This window comes from Pseudomonas sp. RIT-PI-a, from assembly GCF_001187875.1.
GTDB lineage: Bacteria > Pseudomonadota > Gammaproteobacteria > Pseudomonadales > Pseudomonadaceae > Aquipseudomonas > Aquipseudomonas coleopterorum.
The window spans coordinates 326,754-340,890 of sequence record NZ_LGIR01000013.1; the positions used below are offsets into that span (position 1 = coordinate 326,754).

The following is a 14,137-nucleotide window of genomic DNA, read 5'->3' on the forward strand; positions in this document are numbered from 1 at the left end:
AGCTGTCCGAATCGCGCTGAACTTGCCCAGCGCCCTGCCCTCTGAACACATGACACCGCGCGAACCCGTCGCGCCCATCATGGAGGCTTTTATGAGCATCAAGAAAACCGCATCGGCTGTCTGGAAAGGCGATCTGAAAACCGGTAAGGGCGAGATTTCCACTCAGAGCGGCGCTCTGAAAAGCAATCCCTACGGCTTCAACACCCGTTTCGAAGGCCAGCCGGGCACCAATCCGGAAGAGCTGATCGGCGCAGCGCATGCCGGCTGTTTCTCCATGGCATTCTCGATGATCCTGGGCGGCGAAGGCTTCACCCCCGATGAAATCAAGACTTCCGCCGAAGTCAGCCTGGACAAGGAAGGCGAAGGTTTTGCAATCACCGCCATCAAGTTGACCATGTCGGCCAAGATTCCGAACATCGACCAGGCCAAGTTCGAAGAACTGGCCAACAAGGCGAAGGAAGGCTGTCCGGTATCGAAAGTACTGAACGCCGACATCACCCTGAGCGCCACCCTGGAATCTTGAGGTAGCGTGCGCCCGGTTGCCTTACACTGCCCACTCATCAGGAGAATCGAGTCATGAAGCAATTGATTTTGGCGATGGCGTGCAGTGTGTTGGCAACCACGGCGTTGGCAGCACCCAAGCCATGTGAGGATTTGAAGGCCGAAATCGAGGCCAAGATCCAGGCCCAGGGTGTCACATCGTACACACTGGAAATTGTCGACAACCTAGATGCCAAGGACCCGAATATGGTCGTGGGCTCCTGCGACAATGGCACGCGCAAGATCGTCTATCAGAAAAACGACGACTGATTGCGCTGCGGTGCAATCACGCCATGGCGCTCAAGCAGCCGCTCAGGGAATGCAGTGAATGGCCCGGTCCTCGGCCACGATCTGCCTGCTCGAATCATATAGCCGCGCACTGGCTTGCATGGCAATCGCCCTGCCCTCCAACCGGTAGCGCTCGCCAGCCTTGAAACCGTCATAGCGCACGGTCAGGTAGCAGGTACGGTCGAACGGGTCGTTGACCAGCCCGCCTCCGGCATACATCTCGTAATCAAACCGCACTTCAAGCTCATGGCTTCCGGGATTCACCTGGAAATAGCGCCCATCGTTGAGCTTGCGGCCATCCAGACTTTCCGCCATGACCAGGCGCCCGGTCGTGGTGAACATGTCGATCCAGGCTTTGCCCGGATCGACGGTGGGCAACGGCGGGTTGGCGCAGCCAGCGAGCGTGGCGAAGGTCAACAGGGCGAGCACGGCGCGCATGGGAGTTCCTTGGCTGCAGAGAACCATCGGCAAGACGAGTATCGAGTCTAGAAGCTTTGTGCCGACGGCGCGAGTCGGCGCCGTCAGTGGTTATACCGGGTGAGCGGTGCTCAAGTGCTCTGACAGCCCGCGGGTTGGGCCTGGCCGACCAGCTTGCGCTGCTCGTCGTAGAGTCTGGCCCAAGGGCTGAAGCCGACGCTGCCCGCTTCCAGAAAATAACGTTGGCCTGCATCGAAGCTTGCGTAGGTAACGTTCAATTCACAATCACGCCACAGCGGTGCGTGCACCGGACCGATGTTGGTTGGCTCTACCGGAAATTGCAGGCGTACGGTCAGCTCATGGCGGCCGGGTTCGACTTCGAAATAACGCGTGTCGGTCCATTCCTTCTCGTCGACCTGGGTCGCGTGCAGTGCGTTCTGGTCGTCGGCCGCAAGATCGATCCAGGCCTGGTTGGGATCCGGGTCGGGCAGTCCGGCACAGCCGGCAAGCGTCAGCAGGCTGCCAGCAATGATCAATGCGCGCATGGAATTCTCCTCATGGGATCGTAAGATGCAGGGTCAGCGCCGATAACACCTGCTCGCTGGCGGGCCTGGCCATGGAAAACCACATGCATGAATTCGTTGTTGTTCGTCGTTCCATTCTTGCCGCACTCGACCGCGGTTTGCGCCTGTTTGTTCCCCTGAGCCTGCTGTTCCTGCTCAACGGTTGCAGCAGCGCGGGCTATTACGGCCAGTTGATGCAGGGCCAGTGGCAGCTGTTGCAGGCACGCGAGCCGGTGGCGCAGATCCTTGCCGATCCGTCGCGCGACCCGCGGCTGCGCGAGCAATTGCAGCGTGCCCAGGCGGCCCGCGACTTCGCCAGCGAGCACTTGCATCTGCCGGACAACCGCAGCTATCGCCTGTACGCCGACATCGGTCGGCCATTGGTGGTGTGGAACGTGTTCGCCACACCGGAGTTTTCCCTGGCGCCGTTGACCCATTGCTTCCCCATTGCCGGGTGTGTGGCTTATCGCGGTTACTACAGTCAGTCCGGTGCTCGGGGTGAAGCGGCGTTGCAGAAGCTGGCGGGCCAGGATGTGTATGTCGGGGGCGTCGAGGCTTACTCGACCCTGGGCTGGTTCGACGATCCGATTCTCAACACCATGCTCGGTTGGGGCGACGAGCGTCTGGCCACTCTGATCTTCCATGAGCTGGCGCATCAGCGTGTGTATGTGAAAGACGACACCGAATTCAATGAGTCCTTCGCCACCTTCGTCGAGCAGGAAGGCACCCGGCAGTGGCGTGTCCAGCGAGGATTGCCGTCGGCGGCAAGCACGCTGGTGGCGCAACGTGACCAGTTCACCGCCTTGGTGCTCGCCACCCGCGAACGCCTGGCTGTGCTGTACGCCCAACCGTTATCTGCGCAGGCCATGCGCACGGGCAAGGTTGCCGAGTTCGAGCGCCTGCGCCGCGAATATCGCCAGCTGCGCGATGGGCCTTGGCAGGGAGACAGGCGTTTCGATGCCTGGATCAACGGGCCGATGAACAATGCCAAGCTGTTGCCGTTTGGTCTGTACGACCAGTGGGTGCCGGCGTTCGCGGGTTTGTTCCGGCAGGTCGCTGGCGATTGGCGCGCCTTTTATGATCGGGCGGCGGCACTGGGCAAGTTACCGATGGACGAGCGCAGAGCTGAGTTGGCGCGGTTGGGTGGGTAGTTTTGCAGTGCCCTTTCGGGCCTGTTCGCGGCCACTGGCCGCTCCTACAGGGTTGCGACAAGTCTTGTGTAGGAGTGGTCAGTGGCCACGAATGGCCCGCATCGTTACCGACTCATCCTGCGTCTTGCAGGAACGCCTCATGCAGCGCCTGCAACGTGTCGAAATGATACGTCGGATTCTCCAGGACCAATTCCTCCCGCGAACCGAAACCATAGCCCACCGCCGCGCAGTCCAGACCGTTGCGGCGGCCACCGATCAGGTCGTGCTTGCGGTCGCCGACCATCAAGGTCTGGGCAGGGTCCAGCTTTTCCTGTTCCACGATGTAGGCAATCAACTGCACCTTGTCGGTCCGCGTGCCATCCAGTTCGCTGCCGTAGATAACCTTGAAGTGCCTGGCGAAATCGAAGTGCCGGGCGATCTCCCGAGCGAATTCCCAGGGTTTTGAAGTGGCGATGTACAGATGCCGACCTTGTCCCTGAAGGGTTTCGAGCAGTGCGATGACACCTGCGAAGATCTGGTTTTCGTACAGGCCGGTGACGCGGAAGCGTTCGCGATAGAAATTCACCGCCTGCCAGGCGCGGGCCTCGTCGAAGCCGTAGGCGTGCATGAACTGCTCGAGCAATGGCGGACCGATGAAGTGTTCCAGATTGCGCAGGTCGGGTTCGTCGATGCCCAGCTTGGCCAAGGCATACTGAATGGAGCGGGTGATGCCCTCGCGCGGGTCGGTCAAGGTGCCGTCGAGGTCGAACAGAATGTTTTGATAGTGCACGGAATCAGTCCTTGTCGAAGCCTTCGGCCAGGTGTTGGTCCTTGAGCTTCACGTAGTTGCCAGCGGTATAGGTGAAGAACGCACGTTCCTTGTCCGTCAGCGGCCGGGCCTGCCTGGCCGGACTGCCCACGTACAGAAAGCCGCTCTGCAGGCGTTTGCCCGGAGCTACCAGGCTGCCGGCGCCGATGATCACGTCGTCTTCCACCACCGCGCCGTCCATGACGGTACTGCCCATGCCGACCAGGATGCGATTGCCCAGGGTGCAGCCGTGGAGCATGACTTTGTGTCCAATGGTGACATCGTCGCCGATCAGCAGCGGGAAACCGTCCGGATTGAAAGGGCCGGCATGGGTGATGTGCAGCACGCTGGCATCCTGCACGCTGGTGCGTTTGCCGATGCGGATTCGGTGCATGTCGCCGCGGATCACGGTCAGCGGCCAGACCGAGCTGTCGGTGCCGATCTCGACGTCGCCGATCACCACCGCCGAGCGGTCGACGAAGGCGCGTTCGCCCAGGCGCGGCGTATGCTGCTGGAAATTGCGAATGGCCACGATAGGCATCCTCTGTGTTGTCGATAGCTGCGGTGAGTCGTAATTGTAATTAAGATGTCCCAGTGTTTCTTCATAGCCAAGGTGTTTAACCGTGAGCGCGAATCCCCTTCTGCAGTCCTACGACCTGCCGCCGTTCTCGGCGATCCGTGCCGAGCACGTACAACCGGCGATTGAACAGATCCTGGCCGACAACCGCGCGGCCATTGCCCACATTCTGCAAACCCAAGGCAGCCAGCCTACCTGGGCCGGCCTGGTGCTGGCCATGGACGAGCTGAACGACCGCCTGGGCGCTGCCTGGAGCCCGGTCAGCCACCTCAACGCCGTGTGCAACAGCGCCGAACTGCGCCAGGCCTATGAGGCCTGCCTGCCGGCGCTCAGTGCCTACTCCACCGAATTGGGTCAGAACCGCGAGCTGTTCCAGGCCTTCGAAACCCTGGCCAACAGTCCTGAAGCCGCGGGCTTCGACGTAGCCCAGAAGACCATTCTGGAGCATTCGCTGCGTGACTTCCGCCTGTCCGGTATCGATCTGCCGGTGGATCAGCAGCAGCGCTACGCCCAGGTGCAGAGCAAGCTGTCGGAGCTGGGCAGCCGTTTCTCCAACCAACTGCTCGACGCCACCCAGGCCTGGACCAAGCACGTCACCGACGAATCGGCCCTGGCCGGGTTGACCGATTCGGCCAAGGCGCAAATGGCGGCCGCAGCACAGGCCAAGGGTCTGGACGGCTGGCTGATCAGCCTGGAGTTCCCCAGCTATTACGCCGTCATGACCTACGCTCAAGACCGCGCCCTGCGTGAAGAAGTCTACGCAGCCTATTGCACCCGCGCCTCGGACCAGGGCCCCAATGCCGGCCAGAACGACAACGGCCCGGTGATGCGCGAAATCCTCGACCTGCGGCAGGAATTGGCCGAGCTGTTGGGCTATGCCAGTTATTCGGAACTGAGCCTGGCCACCAAGATGGCCGAGTCGACCGATCAGGTGCTGACCTTCCTGCGTGACCTGGCCCAGCGCAGCAAGCCGTTCGCGGCCCAGGACCTGGAGCAGCTGCGCGCCTATGCCGCCGAACAGGGCTGTGCCGACCTGCAAAGCTGGGACAGCGGTTTCTATGGGGAAAAACTGCGTGAGCAGCGCTACAGCGTTTCTCAGGAAGCACTGCGCGCCTACTTTCCGATCGACAAGGTCCTGGGCGGCCTGTTCGCCATCGTGCAGCGCCTGTACGGTATCGAGATCGCCGAGCAGAAAGGTTTCGACACCTGGCACCCTGACGTGCGCCTGTTCGAGATCAAGGAAAACGGCCAGCACGTGGGCCGCTTCTTCTTCGACCTCTACGCCCGCGCCAACAAGCGTGGCGGCGCCTGGATGGACGGCGCCCGCGACCGCCGTCGCACCGAGAATGGCGAGCTGCAGAGCCCGGTGGCCAACCTGGTGTGCAACTTCACCCCGGCCGATGCCGGCAAGCCGGCGCTGCTGACTCACGACGAAGTCACCACGCTGTTCCACGAGTTCGGCCACGGCCTGCATCACTTGCTGACGCGGGTCGAGCACGTCGGCGTGTCGGGTATCAACGGCGTGGCGTGGGATGCGGTCGAGCTGCCCAGCCAGTTCATGGAAAACTGGTGCTGGGAGCCCGAAGGCCTGGCCTTGATCTCGGGTCACTACGAAACCGGCGAGCCGCTGCCTCAGGACCTGCTGGAAAAGATGCTGGCGGCGAAAAACTTCCAGTCTGGTCTGATGATGGTCCGCCAGATCGAGTTCTCGCTGTTCGACTTCGAGCTGCATGCCTCCCATGGCGATGGCCGCAGCGTGATGGAAGTGCTGGACGGTGTGCGTGACGAGGTTTCGGTCATGCGTCCGCCGGCCTACAACCGCTTTCCCAACAGCTTCGCGCACATCTTCGCCGGCGGCTACGCGGCGGGCTATTACAGCTACAAGTGGGCCGAAGTGCTGTCGGCCGATGCGTTCAGCAAGTTCGAGGAAGACGGCGTGCTCAATGCCGACACCGGTCGCGCCTTCCGCGAAGCCATTCTGGCGCGTGGCGGATCGCAGGCCCCGATGGTCCTGTTCGTCGACTTCCGCGGTCGCGAGCCCTCCATCGATGCCCTGTTGCGCCATAGCGGTCTGAGCGAGGAAGCGGCGGCATGATCACCAAGAAACGCTTCATCGCCGGGGCCGTTTGCCCGGCCTGCAGCGAGCCTGACAAGCTGATGATGTGGAGCGTCGACGAGGTCCCCCATCGCGAGTGCGTGGCCTGTGGTTACAGCGACACGCTCAATGCGCAGGGCCAGTCGGTGCCCAGCGAACTGGGCACACGGGTCAACAAGGTGGCCGTCAAGGTCGCCCGGCCCACCTCGCAACCGGTGCAGTTCTTCCCCAACCCCAAGCTCAAGAAACCTTGAGCCAGGCCTGCCGTCGACTTGCCGCAAGGGCAGGTCGACGGCAATAGCCGGCTACCACTTCGCAGGTCGTTCGCCTTCCTAGACTGGCTCGCCACTCAGGCGTCACTCAAGGAATCGAACATGACCACCGCACCCTCGTCGGTACTCCCCGCGCTTCTTGCCGACAACCCCTTGCTGGGCAACCACGAGATAGTCCCCTATCACCTCATCAAGGCCGAACACGTCGAGCCGGCCATCACCCATGTGATCGAGAGCAACTTGCGTCAGCTGGCGCAACTACTCCCCGAGCAGCTCGAATCACCCACGTGGGAAGGCTTGGTCAAGCCATTGGAAGACATGCATCAGCGCTTGCTGGCGGTGCTGCAACCCGAGCAGTTGCTCAGTCGCCATCACCATCTGGCGGTGATTGAGGCTTATGCGAAATGCCGCGAGCGGGTACGGGCCTATGAGTCGGCCATCAAACACAACCGCACGGTGCAGGCCGCCTTGCAACTGCTGCAGCAAAGCCCGCAGGCCCTCGAATTCGATTCGACCCAGCAGGCGGCATTGAATCACGCCCTGCGCGCCGCGCGATTGGCCGGGGTGGGCACTGCGCGTGCGACCCAGATGCGCATCGAACGCCTGCACGTGGAACTGGCGGGGTTGTCCCAGACGTCGCCGATACCCGGGCCGCGGCCAGCCAGGCCTGGCCCTTGGCCTTCGCGGGCGAAGCGGCGCTGGCGGGTATCGCCCCCGCCGTACGCGCCAGCATGGCCCAGCGGGCACGCGAGGCCGGCCTTTCTGGTTGGCTACTGACCCTGGAACTGCCGATGGTGCTGGCGGTGGCGAGCCAGGCTCACGACCGCTCGCTGCGCGAACAGGTGTACAAGGCCTTCTACACCCAGGCTTCGGACCAGGGCCCGCGCGCTGGAGAGAATGACAACGGGCCGGTGCTGCAACGCATCCTCGCGGCCCGTGCCGAGTTGGCCGAAGCGAGTGGGCATCGCAGCTACGCCTCGCTGGCTCAGGCCACACGCATGTTCGACGAAGCCGCCGACGTGGAGAAGCTGCTGCTGCAGCTGATCGACAAGGTTCGCCCCGCGGCGCAGGCCGAATTCGCCCCTGTGCAGGAACTGGCCGCGCTGTTCAGTGTGCCAACGCTGGAGGCCTGGGACTGCAACTACTATCAGGAAAAATACCTGCAGATCCATCACGGTGTGACGGAACTCAAGGTGCGCGAATATTTCCCCATGCAGGCGGTGATGGACGGCACGCAACACTTGCTGGCCCAGTTGTTCGACGTGCAGTGGCACGAATGCCCGCCAGCACCGCGCCAACCGGCTTCGGTGCGGTTGTTCCAGATCAGCGAAGGGGATCAGGTGCTTGGCTACATTTACCTGGACCTGCACACCCGGCCGAAGAAGCGCGCGGGTGCCTGGATGGAGGCTCTGCGTGACCGCCACCGCTTCGCCGACGGACGCCTGCAACTGCCGATTGCCCATGTGGGCTGTGATTTCGCTGCCCAGACGCCAGAGTTTCCCTGCCTTTTGAGCCTGGGCGATATCCAGACGTTCTTCCACGAGTTGGGCCATGCGTTGCACCACGTGCTGACCCGCATCGATCACGGCAGCGTGTCCGGCATCAAGGGCGTGGCCGAAGATGCGGTGGAACTGCCCAGCGGCGTGTTCGAACACTGGGCCATGCAGCCGGAAATCCTGCAATCGATGTCGCGGCATTATCTGACCGGTGAACGGATCGACAGCGCTTACGTTGAACAGGCGCTCGCGGCCAAGGCTCGCTTCCGTGCCCAGGCGCTGCTGTGGCAGCTCGAATACGCCCTGGTGGACTATCGCCTGCACAGCGCGAGCAGTGGGCTTTCACCGCAGGAGATCGGCGAGCAGGTGCTTGAAAACACGCAAGTGGTACGTCATCCACCCTATGTGCGTTGGCTCAACACCTTTGCTCACGTATTCACTGCCGCGGACTACGCGGCCGGTTATTACAGTTATGTCTGGGCGCAGGTGCTCGCGGCCCACCTGTTCACTCGCTTCGAACGTGAAGGGCTGTTGGCGAGTCAGGCGGGTGAGGATTTCCACCGTCTGATTCTGGCCTCCGGCGGAACGCGGCCATTCGCGGAGCTGGTCGAAAGCTTTGCCGGCAGCAAGCCGGGTATCGAGGCGTTACTGGCGGATCTGGGCATCAAGGCTTGACGGATTTGAACAATGACGTCCAGCCAGTCAGTGCATATTGAGGCTGAAACCGGTTTCATTTGCCGTCACAAATAGATACATTTGTCGGTTGAAGCGCCAGGGCGGCATTTTGCCGCGCCTGGCTTCGTGTCGAATGTGTCGCGTCTGCGCCTTCCACAAAGCATCACCCGCCTCTGGCCGCGTGGTGCAACGAACACGTACCGCTGAGCTGCGCATCGATAAAAACCGTATCGAACAGCTGATGAGAACCCTGATGTCCGAGCAAGAAAACAACCCGCGCCGGGATTTTCTGCGCAAAACACTGACCTTGATTCCGGTGGTGACCGTTGCCAGTAGCGGCCTGGGCCTCGGTGCCCTGACGGCCGATGCCCAGGCGGATACGCGGACCGCGCCGCCTAAGCCGGTGCCAACCGCCGATTATCAGCCGTCGTTTTTCACCGCTGAAGAGTGGGCTTTCGTACAGGCCGCGGTGGCTCGGCTGATTCCAGCGGATGACCTGGGCCCCGGTGCCCTGGAAGCCGGCGCAGCGGAATTCATTGATCGGCAGATGAACACCCCGTATGCCACGGGGGCATTGTGGTACATGCAAGGTCCGTTCGTGACCGATGCCCCGCCCCAGATGGGCTATCAACTGCAGCTGGTGCCCCAGCAGATCTACCGTCTGGGCATCGCTGCCACTGATGCCTGGTGCAAGGCTCAATCGGGCAAAGTGTTCGCTGAGCAAGACAGCGCTACCCAGGACCGTATTCTCGGCAAGATCGAAGCCGGAGAGCTGGTTTTCGACGAACTGCCCGCCACTGCCTTCTTCAGTCTGATCCTGCAGAACACCCGTGAAGGCTTCTTCTGTGACCCCGTGCACGGCGGCAACAAGGGCATGGTCGGCTGGACTCAGATCGGTTTTCCCGGCGCACGCGCCGACTTCATGGATTGGGTGGAACGCAACGAGCAATACCCCTTCCCGGCTGTATCGATTCGCGGCGAGAGGGCCTGACATGACAACGGTAATGAAGAAAGTCGACGCGGTCATCGTCGGGTTCGGCTGGACAGGCGCGATCATGGCCAAGGAACTCACCGAGGCAGGTCTCAACGTGGTAGCGCTGGAGCGCGGCCCGATGCAGGACACCTACCCGGACGGCAGTTATCCACAGGTGATCGACGAGTTGACCTACAGCGTGCGCAAGAAGCTGTTTCAGGACATCTCCAAGGAAACCGTGACCATCCGCCACAGCGTCAACGACGTTGCACTGCCCAACCGCCAGTTGGGTGCGTTTCTGCCGGGCAAGGGTGTCGGCGGCGCCGGTCTGCATTGGTCGGGCGTGCACTTCCGTGTCGATCCCATGGAACTGCGCATGCGCAGCCACTACGAGGAGCGCTACGGCAAGCAGTTCATCCCCAAGGACATGACTATCCAGGACTTCGGTGTCAGCTATGAAGAGCTGGAACCGTTCTTCGATTTCGCCGAAAAAGTCTTCGGCACCTCGGGTCAGGCCTGGACGGTGAACGGCGTGCGGGTCGGCGAAGGCAAGGGTGGCAACCCCTATGCACCGGATCGTTCCAACCCGTTCCCGCTGGCCTCGCAGAAGAACACCGTTTCGGCGCAGCTGTTCCAGAAGGCCGCCGCCGAGGTCGGTTACAAGCCGTACAATCTGCCGTCGGCCAATACATCGGGGCCGTACACCAACCCCTATGGTGCGCAGATGGGCCCCTGCAACTTCTGCGGTTTCTGCAGCGGCTATGTCTGCTACATGTATTCCAAGGCGTCACCGAACGTGAACATCCTCCCGGCGTTGCGCCAGGTCGAAACCTTCGAGCTGCGCACCAACGCCCATGTACTGCGGGTCAATCTGGACAGCACCAAGCGCAAGGCGACCGGCGTGACCTACGTCGATGCCCAGGGGCGTGAAGTCGAGCAGCCGGCGGACCTGGTGATTCTCGGTGCTTTCCAGTTCAACAACGTGCGCCTGATGCTGCTTTCCGGCATCGGCCAGCCCTACGATCCCAAGACCGGCGAAGGTGTGGTCGGCAAGAACTTCGCCTACCAGAACATGGCCACCATCAAGGCGTTCTTCGACAAGGACACCCACACCAACAACTTCATCGGCGCCGGTGGCAACGGTGTGGCGTTCGACGACTTCAATGCCGACAACTTCGACCACGGCCCCCATGGCTTCGTCGGCGGCTCGCCGATGTGGGTCAACCAGGCCGGCAGCCGACCCATCGCCGGCACGGCCAATCCACCGGGCACGCCAGCCTGGGGCAGCGCCTGGAAGAAGGCCACCGCCGACTACTACACCCATCAGGTGTCGATGGACGCCCACGGCGCCCATCAATCTTACCGCGGCAACTACCTGGATCTGGATCCGGTGTACCGCGATGCCTATGGCCTGCCGTTGCTGCGCATGACCTTCGACTGGCAGGAAAACGACATCAAGATGAACCGCTTCATGGTCGAGAAAATGAGCAAGGTCGCCCAGGCCATGAACCCCAAGACCATTGCCTTGCTGGGCAAAAAGGTCGGCGAGCATTTCAATACCGCCTCCTACCAGACCACCCACCTCAACGGTGGCGCGATCATGGGCACCGATCCCAAGACCAGTGCGATCAACCGCTACCTGCAGTGCTGGGATGTGCACAACGTGTTCGTTCCAGGCGCCTCGGCCTTTCCCCAGGGGCTGGGCTACAACCCCACCGGCCTGGTGGCGGCACTGACCTACTGGTCGGCACGGGCCATTCGCGAGCAGTACCTGAAGAACCCCGGCCCGCTGGTGCAGGCATAAGGAGCGCAGAGATGAACGTTATCCAGATCGCTGCGCTGACCCTGCTCGCCAGTCTGTTGACCAGTCTGCCGGTCAGGGCCGCGGAGTCCGACGACGCCCTGATCGAGCAGGGCCGTTACCTGGCCCGTGCCGGTGACTGCGTGGCCTGCCATACCGCCAAGGGCGGTGCGCCGTTCGCCGGCGGGTTGGGCATGGAGACGCCGATCGGCACGGTTTACTCGACCAACATCACGCCGCACAGCGACGGCATCGGCAACTACAGCTTCGAAGACTTCGACAAGGCCGTGCGCCACGGCATCGGCAAGAGCGGCAGCAGCCTGTATCCGGCCATGCCCTACCCGTCTTATGCAAGGGTCAGCGACGCCGACATGCACGCCCTGTACGCCTACTTCATGAAGGGCGTGGCGCCGGTGGCCGAACCGAACAAGCCGACCGACATTCCCTGGCCACTGAGCATGCGCTGGCCGCTGGCGATCTGGCGCGGACTGTTCGCCCCTCCGGTCAGCGCCTATCAGCCGCCGCCGGGCTCCGATCCGGTGATCAGCCGCGGCGCCTACCTGGTCGAAGGGCTTGGGCACTGTGGCGCCTGCCATACCCCACGGGCGATCACCATGCAGGAGAAGGCCCTGAGCGCCGGCGACAACGCCGACTTCCTGGCTGGCAGCGCACCGCTCGAAGGCTGGATCGCCAAGAGCCTGCGCGGCGATCACAAGGACGGTCTGGGCAGCTGGAGCGAAGAGCAACTGGTGCAGTTTCTCAAGACCGGCCGCAGTGATCGCAGTGCGGTGTTCGGCGGCATGAGCGATGTGGTCGAGCACAGCATGCAGTACATGACCCATGAAGACCTCACTGCCATCGCTCGATACCTGAAGACGCTGCCGGCGGTGGACCGTGCCGACAAGCCCCATGAATACGACGCACGTGTGTCTGACGCACTGTGGAAGGGAGACGACAGCAAGGTCGGTGCCGGGGTGTACATCGACAACTGCGCGGCCTGTCATCGGACCGATGGCCAGGGCTACACCCGTGTGTTCCCGGCCTTGGCTGGCAACCCGGTGCTGCAGACCGAGGATGCCAGTTCGCTGATCCATATCGTGCTGGCAGGTGGCACGTTGCCGGCCACGCACACGGCGCCGTCCACCTTCACCATGCCCGGCTTCGCCTGGCGCCTGTCCGATCAGGAAGTGGCTGATGTGGTGAACTTCATCCGCACCAGCTGGGGCAATCAGGGCTCGACGGTGTCGGCCGACGACGTCAAGCAGATGCGCGGCGACGACATGAAGCACACCTCCGGCGATGACCTGGGGCAGTCCACCAGCCATTGATCATGGCTGGCGGCCTCTTCGCGGGCAGAGACCCGCTCCCACAAGGCCGGTTGAGAATTCACCCCGCTGTGGGAGCGGGGCGGGCGGCGAGCCCTCTGCCCGCGAAGAGGCCCTCACTGACCCCCTCCAGTAAAAAGACCCCCCTCAATCCCAGCCTTGTGGGAGCGGGGCGGGCGGCGAGCCCTCTGCCCGCGAAGAGGCCCTCACTGACACCCTCCAGTAAAAAGGCCCCCTCAATCCCAGCCTTGTGGGAGCGGTGCGGGCGGCGAGCCCTCTGCCCGCGAAAGGGCCCTCACCGACACCCTCCAGTAAAAAGGCCTCCTCAATCCGCATTGAAACGATCACGGCTGTTGCTCAAATGCAGCCACATCGCCGCCCGTGCCGCATCGGCATCCTGCTTACGAATCGCCTGGTAGATCGCTTCATGTTCCAGGTTCGCCACCTGCCCCAGCTGGGAGAGATCGGCATCGCCCTTCTCCAGCGCGTTGAGCCGAGTGCGCGGAATCATCGCATCGCCCAGGTGCTGCATGATGTCGGTGAAATACGTATTACCCGTTGCCTCGGCGATCAGCAGGTGAAAGCGCTTGTCTTCCTCCACGCAGCTATCGTTGTTGGCCAGCGAGCGTTGATAGTCGTCCAGTGCCTTGCGCATGCGTTGCAGTTGAGACTCGCTGCGGCGCTTGGCCGCCAGGGCGGCCGCCTGGGTCTCCAATCCCAGACGCAACTCGAGAATGCCGCGCACACTGAGCGCCGTGTCGACGTTCAAACGCAGGCCAAGGGCCGGCTCGCGTTGCAACACGAACGTCCCTACCCCATGCCGGGTTTCCACCAGACCCGATGCCTGCAACCGTGACAAGGCTTCGCGCACCACGGTTCTGCTGACGCCGTGCTCGGCAACGATAGCGCCCTCCGACGGTAGCTTGGCGCCCGGCGCCAGGGTGCCCAGGCGGATCTGTTGGCTCAAGGCCTCGACCAGCCCATGGGCCAGGCTGTTTGGTCGCTTCGACATCGATGAGGCTCCCGGACGAAAAAACCGATCATACCTTGCGAGCATCTTCCGGGCGCTGCCGGACCAGCCACAGGATGACGCCGACCGTTCAACAACAGCATCGACAACGCTGAAAAAGATGTATGACAACGACGAATGGCAGATTGGTTGGCCCTGCATACGTTG

15 protein-coding genes are annotated in these 14,137 nt (G+C 62.5%); 10 read left to right on the plus strand and 5 right to left on the minus strand.

What is annotated here, in order from left to right; translation table 11 throughout:
• The first annotated feature begins 97 nt into the window (after window positions 1-97).
• Together AC788_RS09985 and AC788_RS09990 are read left to right on the plus strand one after the other, a co-directional pair.
• On the plus strand, window positions 98-523 hold the full coding sequence (locus AC788_RS09985; RefSeq protein WP_043193753.1) for an OsmC family protein: 426 nt from the start codon (window positions 98-100) through the stop codon (window positions 521-523).
• Between the two features lie 53 nt (window positions 524-576).
• Window positions 577-810: a DUF1161 domain-containing protein gene (locus AC788_RS09990; protein ID WP_049860489.1), complete on the plus strand. Its 234-nt coding sequence runs from the start codon at window positions 577-579 to the stop codon at window positions 808-810.
• A 42-nt stretch (window positions 811-852) separates the two neighbouring features.
• On the opposite strand, the gene AC788_RS09995 is transcribed toward AC788_RS09990, so the two are convergent.
• Window positions 853-1,266 (minus strand): PA0061/PA0062 family lipoprotein, encoded by a 414-nt coding sequence (locus AC788_RS09995; protein ID WP_049860490.1) that lies wholly within the window; start codon window positions 1,264-1,266, stop codon window positions 853-855.
• Window positions 1,267-1,376: 110 nt separating this feature from the next.
• The gene (locus tag AC788_RS10000) at window positions 1,377-1,790 is read right to left on the minus strand and encodes a PA0061/PA0062 family lipoprotein (RefSeq protein WP_049860491.1); all 414 of its coding nucleotides are present in this window, start codon (window positions 1,788-1,790) and stop codon (window positions 1,377-1,379) included.
• Between the two features lie 83 nt (window positions 1,791-1,873).
• Here AC788_RS10000 and AC788_RS10005 point away from each other — a divergent pair, with 83 nt between their 5' ends.
• Window positions 1,874-2,959 (plus strand): aminopeptidase, encoded by a 1,086-nt coding sequence (locus tag AC788_RS10005; protein WP_082223635.1) that lies wholly within the window; start codon window positions 1,874-1,876, stop codon window positions 2,957-2,959.
• Window positions 2,960-3,071: 112 nt separating this feature from the next.
• Here the strand turns inward: AC788_RS10005 and AC788_RS10010 are convergent, their stop codons facing one another.
• Together AC788_RS10010 and AC788_RS10015 are read right to left on the minus strand one after the other, a co-directional pair.
• A complete protein-coding gene (locus tag AC788_RS10010; protein WP_049860492.1) occupies window positions 3,072-3,728 on the minus strand; it encodes an HAD family hydrolase in 657 nt (218 codons plus the stop codon).
• A gap of 4 nt (window positions 3,729-3,732) precedes the next feature.
• Entirely contained in the window at window positions 3,733-4,278 is a 546-nt protein-coding gene (locus AC788_RS10015; RefSeq protein WP_043191947.1) for a gamma carbonic anhydrase family protein, read from the minus strand.
• A 91-nt stretch (window positions 4,279-4,369) separates the two neighbouring features.
• Here AC788_RS10015 and prlC point away from each other — a divergent pair, with 91 nt between their 5' ends.
• From prlC to AC788_RS10050, 7 genes are all read left to right on the plus strand, one after another.
• A complete protein-coding gene (gene prlC, locus AC788_RS10020) occupies window positions 4,370-6,418 on the plus strand; it encodes an oligopeptidase A (protein WP_049860493.1) in 2,049 nt (682 codons plus the stop codon).
• Entirely contained in the window at window positions 6,415-6,672 is a 258-nt protein-coding gene (locus AC788_RS10025; protein WP_043191945.1) for a YheV family putative zinc ribbon protein, read from the plus strand. The genes prlC and AC788_RS10025 overlap by 4 nt, the downstream gene beginning before the upstream one ends.
• 120 nt (window positions 6,673-6,792) lie before the next feature.
• Complete coding sequence (locus tag AC788_RS10030) at window positions 6,793-7,467, plus strand: hypothetical protein (protein ID WP_049860494.1); 675 nt, start codon at window positions 6,793-6,795, stop codon at window positions 7,465-7,467.
• On the plus strand, window positions 7,365-8,861 hold the full coding sequence (locus AC788_RS10035) for a M3 family metallopeptidase (RefSeq protein ID WP_152965731.1): 1,497 nt from the start codon (window positions 7,365-7,367) through the stop codon (window positions 8,859-8,861). Before AC788_RS10030 ends, AC788_RS10035 begins: the two co-directional genes overlap by 103 nt.
• Before the next feature lie 253 nt (window positions 8,862-9,114).
• A complete protein-coding gene (locus AC788_RS10040) occupies window positions 9,115-9,852 on the plus strand; it encodes a gluconate 2-dehydrogenase subunit 3 family protein (RefSeq protein ID WP_049860496.1) in 738 nt (245 codons plus the stop codon).
• Window position 9,853: 1 nt separating this feature from the next.
• A complete protein-coding gene (locus AC788_RS10045) occupies window positions 9,854-11,638 on the plus strand; it encodes a GMC family oxidoreductase (RefSeq protein ID WP_049860497.1) in 1,785 nt (594 codons plus the stop codon).
• An 11-nt stretch (window positions 11,639-11,649) separates the two neighbouring features.
• A complete protein-coding gene (locus tag AC788_RS10050; protein WP_049860498.1) occupies window positions 11,650-12,963 on the plus strand; it encodes a c-type cytochrome in 1,314 nt (437 codons plus the stop codon).
• A 322-nt stretch (window positions 12,964-13,285) separates the two neighbouring features.
• On the opposite strand, the gene AC788_RS10055 is transcribed toward AC788_RS10050, so the two are convergent.
• Window positions 13,286-13,972 (minus strand): FadR/GntR family transcriptional regulator, encoded by a 687-nt coding sequence (locus AC788_RS10055; RefSeq protein WP_049860499.1) that lies wholly within the window; start codon window positions 13,970-13,972, stop codon window positions 13,286-13,288.
• Window positions 13,973-14,137: the final 165 nt, after the last annotated feature.

Bases quoted from the DNA above. Each gene is read 5' to 3' on its own strand.
- AC788_RS09990 (WP_049860489.1), top strand. From the start codon at position 577: ATGAAGCAATTGATTTTGGCGATGGCGTGCAGTGTGTTGGCAACCACG.
- AC788_RS09995 (WP_049860490.1), bottom strand. From the start codon at position 1,266: ATGCGCGCCGTGCTCGCCCTGTTGACCTTCGCCACGCTCGCTGGCTGC.
- AC788_RS10000 (WP_049860491.1), bottom strand. From the start codon at position 1,790: ATGCGCGCATTGATCATTGCTGGCAGCCTGCTGACGCTTGCCGGCTGT.
- AC788_RS10005 (WP_082223635.1), top strand. From the start codon at position 1,874: ATGCATGAATTCGTTGTTGTTCGTCGTTCCATTCTTGCCGCACTCGAC.
- AC788_RS10025 (WP_043191945.1), top strand. From the start codon at position 6,415: ATGATCACCAAGAAACGCTTCATCGCCGGGGCCGTTTGCCCGGCCTGC.
- AC788_RS10030 (WP_049860494.1), top strand. From the start codon at position 6,793: ATGACCACCGCACCCTCGTCGGTACTCCCCGCGCTTCTTGCCGACAAC.
- AC788_RS10040 (WP_049860496.1), top strand. From the start codon at position 9,115: ATGTCCGAGCAAGAAAACAACCCGCGCCGGGATTTTCTGCGCAAAACA.
- AC788_RS10045 (WP_049860497.1), top strand. From the start codon at position 9,854: ATGACAACGGTAATGAAGAAAGTCGACGCGGTCATCGTCGGGTTCGGC.
- AC788_RS10050 (WP_049860498.1), top strand. From the start codon at position 11,650: ATGAACGTTATCCAGATCGCTGCGCTGACCCTGCTCGCCAGTCTGTTG.
- AC788_RS10055 (WP_049860499.1), bottom strand. From the start codon at position 13,972: ATGTCGAAGCGACCAAACAGCCTGGCCCATGGGCTGGTCGAGGCCTTG.